Source organism: Sphingopyxis bauzanensis (assembly GCF_002205675.1).
Taxonomy (GTDB): Bacteria; Pseudomonadota; Alphaproteobacteria; order Sphingomonadales; family Sphingomonadaceae; genus Sphingopyxis; species Sphingopyxis bauzanensis.
Genome location: NZ_NISK01000001.1, coordinates 1,025,188 through 1,043,400 on the forward strand (window position 1 = coordinate 1,025,188; position 18,213 = coordinate 1,043,400).

Consider the following 18,213-nt stretch of genomic DNA (forward strand, 5'->3'; position numbering starts at 1 on the left):
GTGGAAACCATGTTGGTCCGGGCTTTAGCCCTAGATCGCGGCGTGGCGCAAGTTTGGGGGGACGAACCGAGTGAGGCACTAAATCCTCCCTGTGGCGAAGCGATGGGGAGTCGCAGACGGCGCGTAGCGCCAGCGGGACCGCTTGCGAAGCAAGTGGTGGAGGGGCGGCGACGGTAGCGGCATGGCCCCTCCTCAGCGCTGCGCCTCCGGTGCAGTTTATCCCGAGCGCCTGCAAGGCAGTCGAAGGGCGCTGCCACCTCCCCATCGCTGCGCGACAGGGAGCATCATCCCGCAAACATCGGCTGCACCAATCCGGGTACCTCAACCCGAAACGCAAAAACCCCGCCCGCGTGCGGCTGCGCTTTGCGCTCGTCGTCGGTCAGGTTCTTGCCGGCACTGGTGACAAAAGCGGTCTGCAAATCCGCGCCGCCGAACGCGATCATCGTTGGTCGCTGCACCGGCAGCTCGATCGTTTGCAACAACTCGCCTGCGGGCGAGAGCCGGACGACGCGCCACCCGTCCCACAGCGCCGACCAGTAACAGCCCTCCGCATCGACCGCGGCGCCATCGGGGCGACCGGTGCCGAGCGGAAACTGGTGGAAGATCCGCCCTTCGCCGAGATTACCCGTCGCCGGATCGACGTCGAACGCACGGATCGCATGGGTCGGGGTGTCGGCATGGTAGAAAGTCCGCCCGTCGGGGCTGAATGCCGCGCCGTTGCTGGTGGTGAGGTCACCGAGAACTTCGGAGAGCGAACCGTCAGGATCGAGCCGATACAGTGTCGCCGTGGGATGCGCCTTGTCGCTCGTCAGGCTGCCAACCCACAGCCGACCGGCCCCGTCGACGCAGCCGTCGTTGAACCGCTGCTCGGGTTTGTCTGCGAGCACCGCCGGGCCAAAGCGTCGCGGTGCGGCGCCCCAGCTGTCGATCAGCGCGCAGCGGTCCTCCATCGCGACCACCAGCCCGCCACCCGCGCGCGGCGCCGCGCAGCCGACCTGCTGATCCAGCTGCATGACCTCGTCCGCACCGGTGGCCGGATCGGTGCGATGAATCGCCTGCCCCTCGATATCGACCCAGTACAGCCGCTGTTCCGATACGCTCCAGCGCGGCGATTCGCCGAGCAAGGCACGGGCGTCGAGAAGAAGTTGAACCATGGCGTGTGTCGTAGCGCGGCGCGGGGGTGCTGCCCAGCGGCTGCAATCCTATTCGTCGGTGAAACGTGAGCGAGAGGTAACGCCCACTTTCGTCACCCCGGACTGGATCCGGGGTTCACGCGGTCGCGCGCTGCCCGCCAGTCAACGCCGCATGGATCTCGGATCAAGTCCGGGATGACGGGGAAAGTCGGCCGCGCGAGCAAAGAGTTCATGCCGTAACGTCTTTCCACTTGACGTGCACGTAAACGTAAGGTCTCTTGGCGACTGAAAAGTTGCGGCCGACTCCCCGCCTGCGTTCGGCTGCCGCAAGGGAAAGGAAGACCATGTCGCTCGATAACCTGTCGCGCTCCGCCTACACCGACGATCATGAGGCCTTCCGCGCCACGGTGCGCCAGTTCCTCGAAAAAGAGATCGCCCCCAACGCCGCGCAATGGGCTGAGGACAAGATCGTCCCCAAGTCGATCTGGCCCAAGGCGGGCGAGCTGGGCATGCTGTGCCCGACGGTACCCGAGGAATATGGCGGGCTCGGCCTCGACTTCGGTTACAATGCGATCGTCGATGAAGAGAGCGCCTATTACGGCCGCGCCACCACCGGCTTCTCGCTCCAGTCGGACATCGTCACCAATTACATCGTCAAATATGGCAGCGAAGAGCAGAAGAAGCACTGGCTGCCAAAGATGGTTGCGGGCGAGGTGATCACCGCGATCGCGATGACCGAACCCGGTACCGGCAGCGATCTTCAGGGCATGCGCACGACCGCTAAAAAGGATGGCAATCATTATGTCATCAACGGGTCGAAAACCTATATCACCAACGGCCAGAACGCCGACCTGATCCTCGTCTGCGTCAAGACCGATACCGAAGTCCAGCCGGCGTGGAAGGGCGTGTCGATCGTCCTCGTCGAGGCCGACCGCGATGGTTATGAGCGCGGACGCAACCTCGACAAGATCGGGCAGGACGAGGCCGATACGTCGGAAATGTTCTTCAACGACGTCCGCGTGCCAATCACCAACTGCCTGGGCGAAGAGGGCAAGGGCTTCATCTATCTGATGAGCGAGCTGCCGCAGGAACGCCTCTCGATTGCGGTGTCCGCGCAGGCGTCGGCGCAGCGTGCCTTCGACGACACCGTCGAGTTTACCCGCGACCGCAAGGCGTTCGGCAAGCCAATCCTCGATTTCCAGAACACGCGCTTCGTGCTCGCCGACCTCAAAACCAAATTGCAGGTCGGCTGGGCGCATCTCGACTGGGCGCTCGCGCGGCATTTGAAAAAGGAACTGACCCCCGAAGAGGGCGCCGCGGCGAAGCTGTGGCACACCGAACTGCAGTGGGAAATCATGGACAAATGTCTCCAGCTTCACGGAGGGGCGGGGTATATGAACGAATATCCGATCGCCCGCGCCTGGCGCGCCGCGCGTGTGACGCGCATCTTTGGCGGCACGAACGAGATTATGAAGGAACTGATCGGGCGGAAGCTTTAAGCCCATTGCCCCCGCCAAGGCGGGGGCCGCTGGCGTTTACACTCGGCGTTGCCCGACGCCTCCAACGGCCCCCGCCTGCGCGGGAGCGACGACCACTCGGAAAGGACTATCCCCATGGCCCATGCTTATATCGTAGACGCCGTCCGCACCGCCGGCGGCAAGCGCGGCGGCAAGCTCGCCGGCATCCACCCCGTCGATCTTGGTGCTGCCGTGTTTGACGCAATCGCCGACCGCAATGATTTCGACACGTCAAAGATCGACGACGTCATCACCGGCTGCGTGTCGCAGGGCGGGCAGCAGACGATGGACCTTGGCCGTAACGCCGTGCTTGCCTCGAACCTCCCCGACTCGATTCCCGCGGTGACGATCGACCGCCAGTGCGGCTCGTCGCAGCAGGCGATGATGTTCGCGGCGCAGGCAGTGATGTCGGGAACGCAGGACATCGTCCTCGCCAGCGGCATCGAAAGCATGACGCGCGTGCCCATGGGCAGCGTCGCGACCCTGTTCATCAAGGAAGGGCTTGGCCACTACAAGTCCGAGCGGCTCGAGGAAAAATATCCCGGCATCATGTTCAGTCAGTTCATGGGCGCCGAAATGATCGTCAAGAAGCACGGCTTCAGCAAGGACGACCTCGACGCTTATGCCTTTGAAAGCCATCGCCGCGCCAAGGCGGCGACCGAAGCGGGCCATTTCCAGCGCGAAATCGTCGGGCTCGACATCGACACGCCTGAGGGCCGCCAGACCCACCTGGTTGACGAAGGCATCCGCTTCGATGCGACGCTCGAGGGCATAGCGGGCGTCAAATTGCTGCAGGAAGGCGGCACAATCACTGCCGCTTCGTCGAGCCAGATCTGCGACGGCGCCTCGGCGGCGCTGATCGTCTCCGAACAGGCGCTGAAAGACCATGGCCTGACCCCGCGCGCGCGCATCCATCATGTCTCGGTGACCGCGGGCGACCCGGTGATCATGCTTGAAGAACCGTTGTTCGCGACCGAAAAGGCGCTGAAGCGCGCCGGAATGCGGATCGAGGATATCGACGCTTACGAGGTCAACGAAGCCTTCGCCCCGGTGCCGCTCGCGTGGCTCAAATATCTTGGCGCCGATCACGCGCGTCTTAACCAGCATGGCGGCGCGATCGCGCTCGGCCACCCGCTCGGGGCCAGCGGCACCAAGCTGATGGCGACCCTGCTCGGCGTGCTCGACGCAACCGGCGGCAAATATGGCCTGCAAACGATGTGCGAAGGTGGCGGTCAGGCCAACGTCACGATCATCGAGCGGTTGTAAGAGATCTGGCGTCGCCCCCGCGGAGGCGGGGGCCGCTATCGGGGTAGCGCAAAGCTGCCAACGGCCCCCGTCTTCGCGGGGGCGACGATTTAAGGGAGAATGATATGAAACTCGATTCCACGGTATCCGCCGTCGTCACCGGCGGCGCCTCAGGCCTCGGTGCCGCCACTGCGCGCGCGCTCGCTGCGAAAGGCGTCAAGGTCGCGATCTTCGACCTGCAGGAAGAAAAGGGCACCGCGCTCGCCGCAGAGCTCGGCGGGGTGTTCTGCGAATGCAATGTCACCGACGATGCATCGGTCGATGCCGCTTTCGCCAAATCGCGCGAAGCGATCGGCCAGGAGCGTATCCTCGTAAATTGCGCCGGCACCGGCAACGCGATCAAGACTGCGAGCCGCAGCAAGGAAGACGGCAGCATCAAGCATTTCCCGCTCGATGCCTTCAACTGGATCATCCAGATCAACCTCGTCGGCACCTTCCGCTGCATCGCCAAGTCGGCGGCCGGCATGCTGACTCTCGACCCGATGGAAGACGGCGAGCGCGGCGCGATCGTCAACACCGCGTCGGTCGCGGCTGAGGACGGCCAGATCGGGCAGGCCGCTTACTCGGCGTCAAAGGGCGGCGTCGTCGGCATGACCCTGCCGATCGCACGTGACCTTGCGAGCGAGAATATCCGCGTCAACACGATCCTGCCAGGCATTTTCGACACCCCACTGCTCGCGGGTGCGCCGCAGAATGTCCGCGATGCGCTCGGCGCTTCGGTGCTCAATCCCAAGCGCCTCGGCAATCCGCCCGAATATGCCGCGCTGGCGCTGTGCATGATCGAGAATGGCTATTTCAACGGCGAAGACGTGCGCCTCGACGGCGGGATTCGCATGGGCCCGCGCTGATATGCCCAAACCGGAAAGCTGGCGGCTGAAGGCCGCCAGCTACCCCGTCTGCGCCGAATTTCAGACGCGGTTTCAGGACATGGATATCAACGGCCACCTCAACAATGTGGCCTTTGCCGCGTTGTTCGAAAGCGGCCGCGTGCTGCTCAACCGCCAGGTCCGCCCGCTCGGCGAGCGGCCCGGCAACGAACGCACCATGGTAGCCGCGGTCGAGATCAATTATCTCGCCGAGGGCAATTTCCCCGATCCGGTCGAGATCGCGACCGGCATCGGTCGCCTCGGCACCTCGAGCTGGACGATCGTCCAGGCGATGTTCCAGAATGGCCGCTGCATCGCGACCTGCGACACGGTGGTCGTGTGCCGCACCGACAATCAGGCAAAACCGCTGCGCGCCGAGATGGTCGCCGAACTGACCGCCAATCTGGTGACGCCGGTTTAGGTACTTCTCACTTGATGGGAGAAGGATACGCAGCCTTGCTGCGAAGCAGCTGGGCGGAATTGGATGAGGTTGACCGTGCATCGTCGTGCCGCTGTTTCAGGCCGGTGCCGCATCCCCACCGCTGCGACTTAGCCAGCAAGCTGGCAAGTCTCGCTGCCTCCCCCATCAAGGACCCATCAACGGGGAGCGCTATCAATCGTCGATCGTCGTATCGGTATCCGGCACCGACCGGATCAAATCGCGCGCGAAGCCGATCAACCCGATCTGCCGCCGCCGCTTCAGCCGCTCGGCGCGCAGGATCGCCATCACTGCGCCATAACATGCTTCGACGTCATCGTTGATCAGCACATAATCATAGCCATCCCAGTGACTGATCTCGTTCGCGGCGCGCGCCATCCGCGCTGCAATCACCTCGTCGCTGTCGGTGTTGCGCGCGCGCAGGCGGCGTTCCAGCTCTTCCATCGTCGGCGGCAGGACGAAGACGCGCACCACATCGGGACCGGCCTCCTGATACAGCTGCTGCGCGCCCTGCCAGTCGATGTCGAACAATACATCCTTGCCGGCGTCGAGCAATTCATCGACCCGCGCGCGCGGCGTCCCATAGCGGTGGCCAAAGACATGCGCCCATTCGAGGAACTCGCCGTCGGCGGCCATCTGCTTGAAGGTTTCGACATCTACGAAATGATAATCTTTGCCATCGACCTCGCCGCGGCGCGGCGGCCGGGTGGTGGCCGAGATCGACAATGCGATGTCGGGATCGACCCCCAGCATCTTTTTCGAAATGGTGGTCTTGCCCGCGCCCGACGGCGAGGAGAGGACGAACAACACGCCGCGGCGGTCGAGGTGGACGCTTTCAGCCATGGCCGCTATTCGCGAAAGGCGCGCCAGCGGTCAAGCGCGAAGGGGACACGGCATGGCAGGAATTTCGCGTAAAGGCTGGCTGGTCGCGGCGGCATTATTGGCAATATTCACCGCGATCCTGTTCGCAATGGGCCGCCCGCCGATCTGTCCGTGCGGGACGATCAGCCTGTGGCACGGCACCGTCCAGTCGGATCAGAACAGCCAGCAGATTTCGGACTGGTACAGTTTCAGCCACATCATCCACGGCTTCATCTTCTACGGCCTCGGCCGCTGGCTGATGCCGCGCCAGCCGCTCTGGGTTGCACTGGCGCTGGCGATCGGGATCGAGGCGGCGTGGGAAATCCTCGAAAATTCGCCGATCATCATCGACCGTTATCGCGAAGTAACGATGGCGTTTGGCTACAGCGGCGATTCGATCCTCAATTCGGTCAGCGACGCGCTGTTCATGATCGCGGGCTTCCTCGCTGCCAGCCGGATGCGCTGGTGGATGACGGTTTCTATCGCGATCGTCTTCGAACTGTTTACCCTGTGGACGATCCGCGACAATCTGACCCTCAACGTGCTGATGCTCGTGTCGCCGGTCGAGGCGATCAAGGAGTGGCAGGCGGGATCATAGGCTGCCCAGCGCCATACCTCCCCGTCCGTTATTGCCTATGTAAACCAGTGGGCGGCGGCGATGGCAAGGTACCGGTTCCTCATCAGTGGATGGCGCTCGGCCGCTGATCGTCGAGCGGGATGGCGGGGGGCAATGCGTCGCCCATCGTCTGCCCGTCGGGGCCATGGTCCGCGGTTCCGGCATAGCTGTCGACGACCCCGGCCTGCGCCAGTTGCGGGTCGATCGCATGCGCGGCTTCTGCGGCCTGACGCGCCTCGGCGCGCTCAGCCCATTTCTTGGTCAGATAGCCCGCGGCGGCCCAAGCCGCCATCGCGGCATAGCGCTGCGGAAACAACCGCCGCGCCGCAAACAGCGCGCCCGCGCCGATCACCGCGCCGGCAACCGGGTGATTGCCCTGTTTCCGTCCGATTGCGCTACCCAGCACGCCGCCAACGATCCTGCCAATCATGCCCAAATCTCCTTCTCCCCTATCAATTCGCCGAGGGGGCTTCGGGTTCCGGCCCAAGCATCATCCGCGGATCGACCAGCCGGTCGAAGGTCGCGGCATCGACATAGCCAAGACCCAGCGCCGCTTCCTTCAAGGTGGTGCCGCTTTCATGCGCGTGCTTGGCGATCTTCGCCGCCTTGTCATAACCGATTTCAGGGGCGAGCGCGGTGACAAGCATCAGCGAGCGGCTCATCAGTTCGTCGATGCGGGCGTGATTGGGTTCGAGTCCCGCCACGCAATGCTGGGTGAAACCCGCCATCCCGATCGCCATCAGATCGATCGAACGCAGCACATTGGCGCCGATCAGCGGCTTGAAGACATTGAGCTCCAGATGCCCCTGCATGCCGCCGACGGTCACCGCCTGATGATTGCCGATGACCTGGCCCGCGACCATCGTGAGCATCTCGCACTGCGTCGGATTGACCTTGCCGGGCATGATCGAGCTGCCCGGCTCGTTTGCGGGCAGGTCGAGCTCGCCCAGCCCCGCGCGCGGCCCCGATCCGAGCAGGCGGATGTCATTCGCGATCTTGGTCAGCGCCACGGCGAGCGTATTCAGCGCGCCGGAGAAAAACACGAGTCCGTCGTTCGACCCCAGTGCTTCAAACTTGTTGCGCGCCGGTTCGAACGCGATTCCGGTCGCGCGGCTCAGCTCCGCGGCGATTGCGACGTCGAAGCCCGCAGGCGCGTTGAGCCCGGTACCGACCGCGGTGCCGCCCTGTGCCAGCTTGTTGATATTATGCGCCAACGCCCCCTCGATCCGCGCCCGGCACGCGATCAGCTGCGCGACATAGCCCGAAAACTCCTGCCCCAGCGTCAGCGGCGTCGCGTCCTGCAAATGGGTGCGACCGATTTTGACGATGTCGCTCCATGCCGCCGCTTTCGCTGCCAGTGCATCGGTCAGCGCGATCAGCGCGGGCAGCAGCCGTGTCATGGTTTCGACCGCCACCGCGACATGGATTGCGGTCGGGAAACTGTCGTTTGACGACTGGCCCATGTTGACATGGTCGTTGGGATGGACCGGCGCCTTGCCGCCGCGTGTCCCCGCCAGCGCTTCGTTGGCGATCCCCGCGATCACCTCATTGGCGTTCATATTCGTCTGCGTGCCGCTCCCCGTCTGCCAGATGGCGAGCGGAAACTGGTCGTCATATCGTCCAGCCGCGACGGCTTCGGCGGCGGCGGCAATCGCGTCGGCCAGATTGCCATCGAGCCCATGCGCGCGGTTGATCCGCGCCGCTGCACCCTTGATACGCGCGAGCGCGTGGACGATCGGCAGCGGCATGCGCTCGTGCGCCGGAAAGGCGAAATTATGGCGGCTCCGTTCGGTCTGCGCGCCCCAATAGGCGTCGGCCGCAACTTCGATCGCCCCGATGCTGTCGGTCTCGGTCCGCGTTCCGCTCATCCCATCAAAGTCCGCGTCACGAGCACCGACCCGCCCCAGATCATCGTGACGAGGCCGAGCATCTTCCAATACCCCGTTTCACCAACGCGGCGACGCAGCCAGGCCGCGAGCAGCCAGACGAGGACCAGTGCAGGGGTCAATATCAACAGGCTGAAGCGCAGCAGGCCGTCGGCGATCTGACCGCGTGCGGCACCGTCCTCGAACAGCGTCAAGCCCTCGACGCTCCACCAAAAGGCGGCGGTCAGCACCAGCATCCCGGCGAGGGCCCAATATTGCCAGAACCGGCTGGGGGGCCATGGCGACGCCACGGCGTTATTTCCGCTTGCCGAAATCCACCGTCACGACGTTCGACCCGTCTTCGTTCGTCACGTCAGGGCGGTCGTTGTCGGCCTCGTCATGCGGTTCAGGTGCGGTCGCCTCGTCGTCGCTGACCTGGAATTGCAGACCGAAATCAACCGATGGATCGACGAAGGCAGTGATCGCCGCATAGGGAATCGTCAGGATCGACGGTGTCTGGTTGAACGACAGCCCGACACTGAAATGGTCGTCAGCGACTTTCAGATCCCAGAAACGGTTCTGCAGCACGATCGTCATTTCGTCGGGAAATTTGGCGATCAGATGCGCCGGAATGTTAACCCCCGCGGCCTGCGTCTTGAACGTGATATAGAAATGATGCTCGCCGGGCAGGCTGTCGTAGCCTTCGATCTGGCGCAGCACACGGCCGACCACGGCGCGCAGCGCGTCCTGCACGATTTCGTCATAGGGAATCAGGCTGTCGCGGACTTCGTCACTCATGGGGCAGGGGGATGAACGGAGCGGGCGGATGGGTCAAGGGGGGAGAGTCGCCTTGCATGGTGAAAAGTGGCTGCTATGGGGCAGTCCATGCGAACCGCAACCGTCCAGCGCACGACCAAGGAAACCGACATCGCAATTGCCGTCAACCTCGACGGCACCGGCGACTATGCGGTGTCCACCGGCATCGGTTTCCTCGACCATATGGTCGAACAATTGTCGCGTCACTCGCTGATCGACATTTCGATGCAGGTGAAGGGCGATCTGCATATCGACCAGCACCACACGGTCGAGGATTCGGCGCTCGCGCTCGGCGAAGCGATGGCGAAGGCGCTCGGCGACAAGCGCGGCATCGCCCGCTATGGCGAAGCGCATGCGCCGATGGACGAGACGCTGACGCGCTGCGTGCTCGACATTTCGGGGCGCCCGCACTGCGTTTACAAATCCAGCTTCTCGCAGCCGCGATTGGGTGAGATGGACACCGAGATGTTCCCGCACTGGTTCCACAGCTTTGCCCAGACCGCCGGGATCACGCTGCACATCGAGACGCTCTACGGCGAGAACAACCACCACATTGCCGAAAGCATGTACAAAGCACTCGCGCGCGCGCTGCGCCAGGCGGTCGAGATCGACCCGCGCAAGGGTGATGCGATCCCCAGCACGAAGGGTGTCCTCTAGGACTAGTCGATGACTGCCATTGCCCTGATCGACTATGGCGCGGGCAATCTTCGCTCGGTGCATAATGCGCTCGTCGCGGCAGGCGCTGCTGATGTGGCGGTCACTGCTGATCCCGATATTGTCGCCAAGGCCGATCGTATCGTGCTGCCCGGCGTCGGGGCGTTCGCTGCCTGTATGAACGGGCTAGTCGCAATCCCCGGCCTCGTCGAAGCGATGGAGCGCCGCGTTCGCGCCGACGGCGCGCCCTTCCTCGGTATTTGCGTCGGCATGCAATTGCTCGCCGATGCGGGCGAGGAGCATGGGCGCCACGCCGGGCTCGGCTGGATCGGCGGCACGGTCCGCGCCTTTGATCCCGCGCCTGCGCTGCGCATCCCGCACATGGGCTGGAACGACGTCGTCCCCAGCATCCCGCATCCGGTGATCGCGGCGGGTGAAGCCTATTTCCTGCACGGCTATCATTTCGCCGACACCGCCGACGTGCTCGCGACAAGCAGCCATGGCGGCGTCTTCAATGCCGCCGTCGGCCGCGACAATATGATCGGCGTCCAGTTCCACCCCGAAAAAAGCCAGGCTTACGGCCTCGCGACGCTCGAAAGGTTTTTGATGTGGCGGCCCTGACCATCTTCCCCGCGATCGACCTCAAGGGCGGGCAGGTGGTGCGCCTCGCCGAGGGCGATATGGATCGCGCGACCGTCTATGGTGACGATCCGGCGGCGCAGGCGCGGTTGTTCGCAAAGGCGGGCGCAACGCACCTCCATGTTGTCGACCTCGATGGCGCCTTTGCGGGAGCCAGCGTCAACGGCACCGCGGTGGAAAGCATCATCGCGGCTTTCCCGGGCAAGGTGCAGGTCGGCGGCGGCATCCGCGACCGCGCCGGGGTCGATCGCTGGCTCGCGCTTGGCGTCGACCGCGTGATCATCGGCACCGCAGCGCTCAAAGACCCCGAATTCGTCAAATCGGCCGCGCGCGACTTGCCTGGGCGGATCGTCGTCGGGGTAGATGCCCGCGACGGCATGGTTGCGACCGAGGGCTGGGCCGATGTGTCGGACGTTCGCGTCGAGGATCTGGCGCGGCGCTTTGAGGATGCCGGCGTTGCCGCGCTGCTGTTCACCGACGTCGGCCGCGATGGATTGCTCAAGGGCTGCAACGTCGAGGCGACGGTCGCCTTGGCGCGCGCAGTGGCCATTCCTGTGATTGCGTCGGGCGGGGTCGCCGACATCCATGACATCCACGCGCTGCGCCCGCATGTCGCCGACGGCATCGAAGGCGTTATCACCGGACGCGCGCTTTACGACGGGCGTCTCGATCTCGCCGAAGCGATTGCCGCGGGGCAGGGATGAGAGACAACCCCACTTCCGTTCGTATCGAGCGTAGTCGAGACACGTCATCGCTGGGCGCCCCTCTTCGCGGTGTCTCGATTCCGTTCGACACGAACGGGAACGAGAGGCCGTCTGAATGACCGTCCGCATCCGCGTCATCCCCTGTCTCGACGTTGCCGACGGCCGCGTCGTCAAGGGCGTCAATTTTGTCGACCTGCGCGACGCCGGCGACCCGGTCGAGGCGGCGCGGGCTTATGACGCTGCGGGCGCCGACGAGCTGTGCTTCCTTGATATTTCCGCCAGCCACCAGGGCCGCGGCACCCTGCTCGACATGGTCAGCCGCACCGCCGAAGTCTGCTTCATGCCGCTCACTGTCGGCGGCGGCGTGCGCAGCGCCGACGATGCGCGCGCGCTGCTGCTCGCGGGCGCCGACAAGGTTGCGGTGAACAGCGCGGCGGTCGCGCGCCCCGAACTCGTCGCCGACATCGCCGACCGCTTCGGCAGCCAGTGCGCGGTCGGCAGCATCGACGCGCGGCGCGTGGCCGATGGTCGCTGGGAAATCTTCACCCATGGCGGGCGGACACCGACGGGTATCGACGCGCTCGAACATGCCGTTCGGCTTGCCACGCTTGGCGCGGGCGAATTGCTTGTCACCAGCATGGACCGCGATGGCACCAAGGACGGCTATGACCTCGCGCTCACGCGCGCGATCGCCGACGCTGTCAGCGTGCCGGTGATCGCCAGCGGCGGGGTTGGCAACCTCGACCATCTGGTCGCGGGCGTGCTGGAAGGCGGCGCCAGCGCGGTCCTCGCCGCCAGCATCTTCCACTTCGGCGAAGCGACGATCGCCGAAGCCCATGCGCGGCTGGCCGCGGCCGGATTGCCCGTCCGCGCCCACTGACGGATCTCCTCGCATCGGGGCTGGTCAGGCGGAAGCGGGGCTGCAATAGCAGCCCGATGATCGCCCAACTCCGCCTGTCGCGCCGCGCCAACGAAATTTTCCCGATCCTCGGCTTCGTCGCCGCGCTCGCCAGTCTCGCGATGCCTCTCAATGCCTGGTTCGTCGCCGTCATCCTGATGGGCGCGGTCGTCGCAGCGGTCCACCATGCCGAAGTGATCGCACACCGCGTCGGCGAACCGTTTGGCACCCTGATCCTGGCGCTCGCGGTCACCGTGATCGAGGTCGGGCTGATCCTCACCTTGATGCAGGCCGAACCCGAAAAGGCGCAGACGCTGGCGCGCGATACGGTGTTCGCCGCGGTGATGGTCATCGTGAACCTGTTGCTGGGGCTTTGCCTGCTCAGCGGCGCGATCCGCCATCACGAACAGCGCTTCCAGCGCACCGGGATGGGCGCCGCGCTCGCGACATTGACGGTGCTCACCGTCGTCACGCTGGTGCTGCCCAATTTTACGTCGAGCGCCCCCGGTTCCTACTATACGCCCGTGCAGCTTGGCTTTGTCGCGGTCGTGTCGCTCATCCTCTACGCGACCTTCGCGCTGGTCCAGACGGTGCGTCACCGCGATTATTTCCTGCCTGAACCCGACGCCGATGCCGATGGCGACGGGGTCCCCGACGCCCATGCCGAACCGCCCACAATTCAGCGCACCGCCATTTCCGGCGCATTGTTGCTGGCCAGCCTTGTCGCGGTTGTTCTCCTCGCAAAAAATCTGTCGCCGGTGATGGGGGTGTTGCTCGCCGATTGGGGAGCGCCGCCCGCGGTGCTCGGCGTGTTGATCGCGGCGCTTATCCTCGCGCCGGAAGGGCTGGCGGCGGTGCGCGCGGCGAAGGCCGACCGGCTCCAGACCAGCCTCAACCTCGCACTGGGGTCAGCGCTCGCGACGATCGGTCTCACCATCCCCGCGGTCGCGGTGCTGTCGATCCTCACGGACATGCCGATCAGCCTTGGCCTCGATGCCAAATCGACCGTGCTATTGTTCCTGTCGCTGATCGTCGCGTCACAGACGCTGGCGAATGGGCGCACCACGGTATTGCAGGGCGTGATCCACCTGATGCTGTTCGCGATCTATCTGTTCACGACCTTCGTGCCCTGATGGCTGCCCCCGCGCAGCGGGGGCAGCTGGATGTCCAAGCTTTCATCGCTGGGTAAGGCCGACAACAGCCCCCGCCTGCGTGGCGGCGACGCTATGTCTTCCGCACGAACACTGTTCCCGCCGAATAGCCCGCCCCGAACGAACAGATCAGTCCGGTGTCGCCCGCGACCATATCCGCATGGTTCAGGTGAAAAGCGATGATCGACCCGGCGCTCGACGTGTTGCCATAGGTGTCGAGCACTGTCGGGCTTTCGTCGTCGCTCGCTTCATGCCCCAAAACCCTTTGGGCAATCAGGCGGTTCATGTTGGCGTTCGCCTGGTGCAGCCACAACCGCCGCATGTCGCTGCCCGTCAGCCCCAGCACCTGCATCTGCTCGACGATCATGTTCGCGACCATCGGCACGACTTCCTTGAACACCTTGCGGCCTTCCTGGACGAACAATTTATCGCTCTTCGGCCCACCCTGATCGATCCCGCCATGGGCGCGGTTGAGGAAGCCGAAATTGTTGCGGATATTGTTCGAAAAGACCGTCTTGAGCTTGGTGCCAAGGATGTTCCAATGTCCCGCAGGCGCGATCGCCTTGTCCTCGACCAGGATCGCGGTCGCGACGTCGCCAAAGATGAAATGGCTGTCGCGGTCGCGCCAGTTGAGGTGGCCTGAACAGATTTCTGGGTTCACCACCAGCACGCTCTTCGCATGTCCCGCGCGGATATAGTCGGCGGCAGTCTGGATGCCAAAGGTCGCCGACGAGCAGGCGACGTTCATGTCGAACCCGAACCCGTCGATGCCCAGCGCGTCCTGAATCTCGACCGCCATCGCCGGATAGGCGCGCTGCATGTTCGATGCCGCGCACAGCACTGCGTCGACGTCAGCCGCATCGCGCCCGGCCCGCGCCAGCGCATCCTTCGCCGCCGCAACGCCGATTTCGGCCAGGACCGACAACTCGTCATTGCTGCGTTCGGGCAGGCGCGGTGCCATATGCGTGGGATCAAGGATGCCCGCCTTGTCGACGACGAAGCGCGATCCGATCCCGCTCGCCTTTTCGATGAATTCGACACTGGACTCAGTCAGTTCGGCGATTTCGCCTGCCGCGATCGCGGCGGCATTTTCCCTATTGTGCAATGCAACATACGCGTTAAAACTCGCAACAAGTTCTTCGTTGGCGATGCGTTCGGCGGGGGTGAACAGGCCGGTCGCGGAAATGACTGGCTGCGGTGTGTGCGACATGATGGACCTGCATGTGTCTTATGGTTTCAAGGCCCGCTGATTAGGCCCGCTCGCGCCGCCGCGCAACGCCCTCGAATGGCTGAACGATTGCCGACGCCATGGTTAACCCGCCGCTAACCATTTTAGTGGCAGATTGCAGAGTTGCAGGCCTCCGGGGGGATGGCTCCCCGGGCGCCGTGCAGGAGCACGACCATGGCGACGCGTTCGGGACCGGCAGCCGGTGATCTGTCGATTGCGGAAATCAAGGAATTTGCGGCCTTTCCGGCGGCGACGCAGCGGTACATCCGCCGCTCGCTCGACATCGGGCTGGAACGCGACGATGCGATCGCCCGCTGGTCGCGCGACATGGTCGAGGAAACCGCGATCCGCGTCCAGGCCCGCGTCTATCAGCGGATAACCGACATCCGCGCGCATATTCCCGATGACAGCGGCCTCGATGCGCTCGAAGGCTTCATGGCGCCGCTCGTCGCGGTGTCGGCGTTCGATCTGGGGCAGGACCGCCTGCCGGGCTTCGCCTCTTACCGCTTCCTCTATGAACGCCTGCTCGGCGCGCATGCGCGGCCGTGGCTGCCTGGCGCCTTCTGCGCCGCGGCCTCGCTGCCGCATCTCCACCCCGACAAGCGGCGCTTGCTGCTCCAGTCGATCAGCGAAGCCGCCGCGACCGCTCCGGGCTGGTCAGCGCGCGAGCCGAGCTTCTACCCGGAGTGGGTCGAGAAGATCGACGAGACCAAGCCGGCGAATTGATTTGAGCCGTTATTGCGAGAAGCCGAGGGCGACGCGGCAATCCAGAGTGGCGTCAACCGCCCTGGATTGCTTCGCTGCGCTCGCAATGACGAAAAATATAGGCCCCAATCCTATACCCCAATCTATACCAACGCCCGATACAGCCCAAACGCACTCGTCGCGGTCAGCACCACCCCGACCATTACCAGCATGACCTTGGGCGAAAAGCGCTTGGCCATAAAGGCACCGAGCGGCGCCGCCGCGACGCCGCCGATGATCAGCCCCAGCGTTGGGCCGAGGATTTCTTCGAAGCCGAGATTGGCGATAAAAGCGATCGACACCGCAACCGCCAGGAAGAACTCGACGCTGTTGACGGTGCCGACGATCTTGCGCGGTTCGCCGCCCTGAACGAGCAGGTTCGAAGTCACAACCGGCCCCCAACCGCCGCCACCCGCGGCATCCAGGAAGCCGCCCACGACCGCCAATGGGGCGACGACTTTGGGTGTGGAGATCTTCGGTGGATAAAGGACCCCGCGCACCAGCAGCCAGATGCCGATCAGCACGAGGTAACCAAGCACGAACGGCTTTACGACATCGGCGTCGAGCGAGGTCAGCATATACGCGCCTAGCACCCCGCCGATCACTCCGGGGATCAGCAGGCGCCAGAACAGTGGCCAGTCGATATTGCCGTGAAACAAGTGGCTCAACCCCGATGCGCCGGTGGTGAAAATCTCGACGACATGAATGCGCGCCGATGCGGTCGCGGGCGGCACGCCCAGCACCGCGACGAGCAAGGTGTTACATATCACCCCAAACGCCATACCCAGCGCGCCATCGACCAGCTGCGCAGCAAAGCCAATCAGGATGAAGGGGAGCAAGGCGGTAAAGTCGATGGCCGCAAAATCGATCACAGGATCATCCCAACCTAATAAGTTGAGAACCTGCTGCCGGGATTCATCCCGCTAGGCGAGTCCAATTTTTCTGCTGCCGGTGGAGGGATTTGTTTGCGCGCCGAAATGAGGGCTGCGCTGCGGCGACTCAGATCAGATCGTCGGGCAGATATTCGCGCGCATAATCGATGAACGCACGTAGCTTGGGCATCACCTGCTTGCGGCTAGGGTAATAGAGGAACAGTCCGGCACTGCTCGGCGCAAAATCACCGAGCACCAGTTTCAGGTCGCCGCGTTCGATATGTTCATGGACCACGGGTTCGGCAACCATGCCCATTGCGATGCCGCTGCGCACCGCGACCATGATCCCGGCAAAATCGTTGACGATGACCGGGCCGGTCACCGGGACATCGAACTCGCGATTCCCGTCGACGAACGTCCATGGCAGCATCGCGCCGCTCGACAGCCGCATTCGTACACAGCGATGCGTGCGCAATTCTTCGGGGCGCTGCGGCATTCCATAGCGTTCGAGATAGGCAGGCGCTGCGACCGCGACGAAGCGGAACGCCCCCGACAGGCGCACCGCAACCATATCGGCCTCAAGCGATTCGCCCATCCGTACCCCGGCGTCGAATCCCCCGGCGTTCAGGTCCGACAGCGCGTCGTCGGCGTAAATCTCCAGCTCGATCTCGGGATAGGTATCGCAAAATCCAGCGATGATCGGTTCGAACAAAGGCTGGATCGCGCCGCGCATCAGGTTGATGCGTAGCCGTCCGGCGGGCCGGTTGCCCAGGTTGCGCGCTGCTTCATAGGCTTCGGCCAGTCCCGAATAGGCGGGGGCGGCGCGCTCGAAGAACATCTCGCCCGCTTGCGTCAGTCCGACGCTGCGTGTCGTGCGCATGAACAAAGGCGCGCCGACGCGTGCTTCCAGCCCCTTGATCGTCTGGCTGATCGCCGAGGGCGATACCCCCAGATCGGATGCGGCGGCGGAAAAACTCCGCCGTTCCGCGACGCGCAGGAAAGCTTCGATCCCGTCGAGCGCCCCATGGGGGATTGTTAAATCCTGCTTCAAAGCACTTGCAGATTATAGTGGATTATCTATCTGCGCAACCGCGCCTAAAAAGGTTGCACAACAAAACGAAAGGACTCTCTCCCATGGCCTATCAGATCTCCTCATTCCGCCGCTTTCCTGCCGCGTTCGCCATCGTAGCCGCGTCGGCGCTGGCCTTCACCGGCCTGATCGCTACGGCAAGCCCTGCTTACGCCCAGTCGGGCAGCGACTATCGCTGCGCCGGTCTCGCCGAACAGGCCCATGTCGCCGCTGGCGGCGTCGAAGGCGGCAAGCAGGCGAGCGCCAAGCGTTTCGTTTCGACCGGCAAGAAGCTGTGCGAAGCGGGCAACGAACGCGCCGCCGCCAAGCAGTTCCGCGCCGCGCTGAAGATCGCCGGCGTCGCCGAAGTCGAAACCGACAGCCAGATGGCGTCGCGCTAAGACGAACCGCTAAGCCAAACAAGACACCAATCTCCGGACCGTCCTCTCCCTCTCCCGACGGTTCCACTAAACTGGGGCGGCACTCACACAGAGGCCGCCCCATTTGTTTACGCGCCAGATATTCGGGGTCAGCGACGACGGTAGTGAAAATACCAGACCATAAGGACGAATTTCACATAAATAATTGGCTCCGAATAAGAAATTGGAACCACGCCACCGCCCGCATTCAGAAATGTAATCACCGGGTAATCACCGAACTTGGCGGAAAATCGCGATATTGCCTGCGGACAGGCAGGACCGTGAAATAGTGCAGAGGCAAGAAATGAGCCTGACAGAGCGGAATTCCGATTATTATGATACATATGTGCGGAATAACGCTTTATTCAGACGTCAGATTGGGGTAGCGTGATTCCGCACCAGTTCCCTCGTTAAAGC

The 18,213-nt window shown here is 63.9% G+C and carries 21 protein-coding genes; 12 read left to right on the forward strand and 9 right to left on the reverse strand.

Features of this window, described 5'->3' with window-relative positions; all coding sequences use genetic code 11:
* Nucleotides 1–284: 284 nt before the first annotated feature.
* Complete coding sequence (locus tag CDQ92_RS04970) at nucleotides 285–1,154, reverse strand: SMP-30/gluconolactonase/LRE family protein (RefSeq protein WP_088440215.1); 870 nt, start codon at nucleotides 1,152–1,154, stop codon at nucleotides 285–287.
* A gap of 323 nt (nucleotides 1,155–1,477) precedes the next feature.
* On the opposite strand from CDQ92_RS04970, the gene CDQ92_RS04975 reads away from it, so the two are divergent.
* From CDQ92_RS04975 to CDQ92_RS04990, 4 genes are all read left to right on the forward strand, one after another.
* On the forward strand, nucleotides 1,478–2,632 hold the full coding sequence (locus CDQ92_RS04975; RefSeq protein ID WP_088440216.1) for an acyl-CoA dehydrogenase family protein: 1,155 nt from the start codon (nucleotides 1,478–1,480) through the stop codon (nucleotides 2,630–2,632).
* A 114-nt stretch (nucleotides 2,633–2,746) separates the two neighbouring features.
* Complete coding sequence (locus tag CDQ92_RS04980; protein WP_088440217.1) at nucleotides 2,747–3,916, forward strand: acetyl-CoA C-acetyltransferase; 1,170 nt, start codon at nucleotides 2,747–2,749, stop codon at nucleotides 3,914–3,916.
* Between the two features lie 104 nt (nucleotides 3,917–4,020).
* Complete coding sequence (locus tag CDQ92_RS04985; protein WP_088440218.1) at nucleotides 4,021–4,803, forward strand: SDR family NAD(P)-dependent oxidoreductase; 783 nt, start codon at nucleotides 4,021–4,023, stop codon at nucleotides 4,801–4,803.
* Between the two features lies 1 nt (nucleotide 4,804).
* Nucleotides 4,805–5,242 (forward strand): acyl-CoA thioesterase, encoded by a 438-nt coding sequence (locus CDQ92_RS04990; protein WP_088440219.1) that lies wholly within the window; start codon nucleotides 4,805–4,807, stop codon nucleotides 5,240–5,242.
* A gap of 192 nt (nucleotides 5,243–5,434) precedes the next feature.
* Here the strand turns inward: CDQ92_RS04990 and gmk are convergent, their stop codons facing one another.
* A complete protein-coding gene (gmk, locus tag CDQ92_RS04995) occupies nucleotides 5,435–6,103 on the reverse strand; it encodes a guanylate kinase (RefSeq protein ID WP_088440220.1) in 669 nt (222 codons plus the stop codon).
* A gap of 52 nt (nucleotides 6,104–6,155) precedes the next feature.
* On the opposite strand from gmk, the gene CDQ92_RS05000 reads away from it, so the two are divergent.
* A complete protein-coding gene (locus CDQ92_RS05000; protein ID WP_088440221.1) occupies nucleotides 6,156–6,719 on the forward strand; it encodes a DUF2585 domain-containing protein in 564 nt (187 codons plus the stop codon).
* Between the two features lie 82 nt (nucleotides 6,720–6,801).
* Here CDQ92_RS05000 and CDQ92_RS05005 read toward each other — a convergent pair whose 3' ends face one another.
* Genes CDQ92_RS05005 through CDQ92_RS05020 form a run of 4 tightly spaced genes read right to left on the reverse strand, consistent with a single transcriptional unit; the run spans nucleotide 6,802 to nucleotide 9,400 of the window.
* Nucleotides 6,802–7,167, reverse strand: coding sequence for a hypothetical protein (locus CDQ92_RS05005; protein WP_088440222.1), 366 nt, complete (start codon nucleotides 7,165–7,167; stop codon nucleotides 6,802–6,804).
* Between the two features lie 22 nt (nucleotides 7,168–7,189).
* Complete coding sequence (gene fumC, locus CDQ92_RS05010) at nucleotides 7,190–8,605, reverse strand: class II fumarate hydratase (protein ID WP_088440223.1); 1,416 nt, start codon at nucleotides 8,603–8,605, stop codon at nucleotides 7,190–7,192.
* Entirely contained in the window at nucleotides 8,602–8,913 is a 312-nt protein-coding gene (locus CDQ92_RS05015; RefSeq protein ID WP_088440224.1) for a hypothetical protein, read from the reverse strand. Before CDQ92_RS05015 ends, fumC begins: the two co-directional genes overlap by 4 nt.
* Before the next feature lie 4 nt (nucleotides 8,914–8,917).
* Nucleotides 8,918–9,400 (reverse strand): SspB family protein, encoded by a 483-nt coding sequence (locus CDQ92_RS05020; protein ID WP_088440225.1) that lies wholly within the window; start codon nucleotides 9,398–9,400, stop codon nucleotides 8,918–8,920.
* Between the two features lie 87 nt (nucleotides 9,401–9,487).
* Between CDQ92_RS05020 and hisB the strand changes: the two genes are divergently transcribed.
* The 5 genes from hisB to CDQ92_RS05045 all read left to right on the forward strand — a co-directional run bounded on the left by hisB (nucleotide 9,488) and on the right by CDQ92_RS05045 (nucleotide 13,446).
* Entirely contained in the window at nucleotides 9,488–10,075 is a 588-nt protein-coding gene (gene hisB, locus CDQ92_RS05025) for an imidazoleglycerol-phosphate dehydratase HisB (RefSeq protein ID WP_088440226.1), read from the forward strand.
* A gap of 9 nt (nucleotides 10,076–10,084) precedes the next feature.
* A complete protein-coding gene (hisH, locus tag CDQ92_RS05030) occupies nucleotides 10,085–10,693 on the forward strand; it encodes an imidazole glycerol phosphate synthase subunit HisH (protein WP_088440227.1) in 609 nt (202 codons plus the stop codon).
* Nucleotides 10,681–11,415: a 1-(5-phosphoribosyl)-5-[(5-phosphoribosylamino)methylideneamino]imidazole-4-carboxamide isomerase gene (gene hisA, locus CDQ92_RS05035; RefSeq protein WP_088440228.1), complete on the forward strand. Its 735-nt coding sequence runs from the start codon at nucleotides 10,681–10,683 to the stop codon at nucleotides 11,413–11,415. The genes hisH and hisA overlap by 13 nt, the downstream gene beginning before the upstream one ends.
* A 115-nt stretch (nucleotides 11,416–11,530) precedes the next feature.
* A complete protein-coding gene (hisF, locus tag CDQ92_RS05040; RefSeq protein ID WP_088440229.1) occupies nucleotides 11,531–12,295 on the forward strand; it encodes an imidazole glycerol phosphate synthase subunit HisF in 765 nt (254 codons plus the stop codon).
* 56 nt (nucleotides 12,296–12,351) lie between these two features.
* Nucleotides 12,352–13,446: a calcium:cation antiporter gene (locus tag CDQ92_RS05045; protein ID WP_088440230.1), complete on the forward strand. Its 1,095-nt coding sequence runs from the start codon at nucleotides 12,352–12,354 to the stop codon at nucleotides 13,444–13,446.
* 91 nt (nucleotides 13,447–13,537) lie between these two features.
* Here CDQ92_RS05045 and CDQ92_RS05050 read toward each other — a convergent pair whose 3' ends face one another.
* The gene (locus CDQ92_RS05050; RefSeq protein ID WP_088440231.1) at nucleotides 13,538–14,674 is read right to left on the reverse strand and encodes a beta-ketoacyl-ACP synthase III; all 1,137 of its coding nucleotides are present in this window, start codon (nucleotides 14,672–14,674) and stop codon (nucleotides 13,538–13,540) included.
* A 192-nt stretch (nucleotides 14,675–14,866) separates the two neighbouring features.
* Here CDQ92_RS05050 and CDQ92_RS05055 point away from each other — a divergent pair, with 192 nt between their 5' ends.
* Nucleotides 14,867–15,418, forward strand: a complete 552-nt coding sequence (locus CDQ92_RS05055) for a hypothetical protein (RefSeq protein WP_088440232.1) — start codon at nucleotides 14,867–14,869, stop codon at nucleotides 15,416–15,418.
* A 122-nt stretch (nucleotides 15,419–15,540) separates the two neighbouring features.
* Here CDQ92_RS05055 and CDQ92_RS05060 read toward each other — a convergent pair whose 3' ends face one another.
* Both CDQ92_RS05060 and CDQ92_RS05065 read right to left on the reverse strand, forming a co-directional pair.
* Nucleotides 15,541–16,308 carry a sulfite exporter TauE/SafE family protein gene (locus CDQ92_RS05060; protein ID WP_088440233.1) on the reverse strand — a complete coding sequence of 256 codons (768 nt, stop codon included), beginning with the start codon at nucleotides 16,306–16,308 and terminating at the stop codon, nucleotides 15,541–15,543.
* Nucleotides 16,309–16,435: 127 nt separating this feature from the next.
* A complete protein-coding gene (locus CDQ92_RS05065; RefSeq protein ID WP_088440234.1) occupies nucleotides 16,436–17,359 on the reverse strand; it encodes a LysR family transcriptional regulator in 924 nt (307 codons plus the stop codon).
* Between the two features lie 83 nt (nucleotides 17,360–17,442).
* Here CDQ92_RS05065 and CDQ92_RS05070 point away from each other — a divergent pair, with 83 nt between their 5' ends.
* Complete coding sequence (locus CDQ92_RS05070) at nucleotides 17,443–17,778, forward strand: hypothetical protein (protein ID WP_088440235.1); 336 nt, start codon at nucleotides 17,443–17,445, stop codon at nucleotides 17,776–17,778.
* Nucleotides 17,779–18,213: the final 435 nt, after the last annotated feature.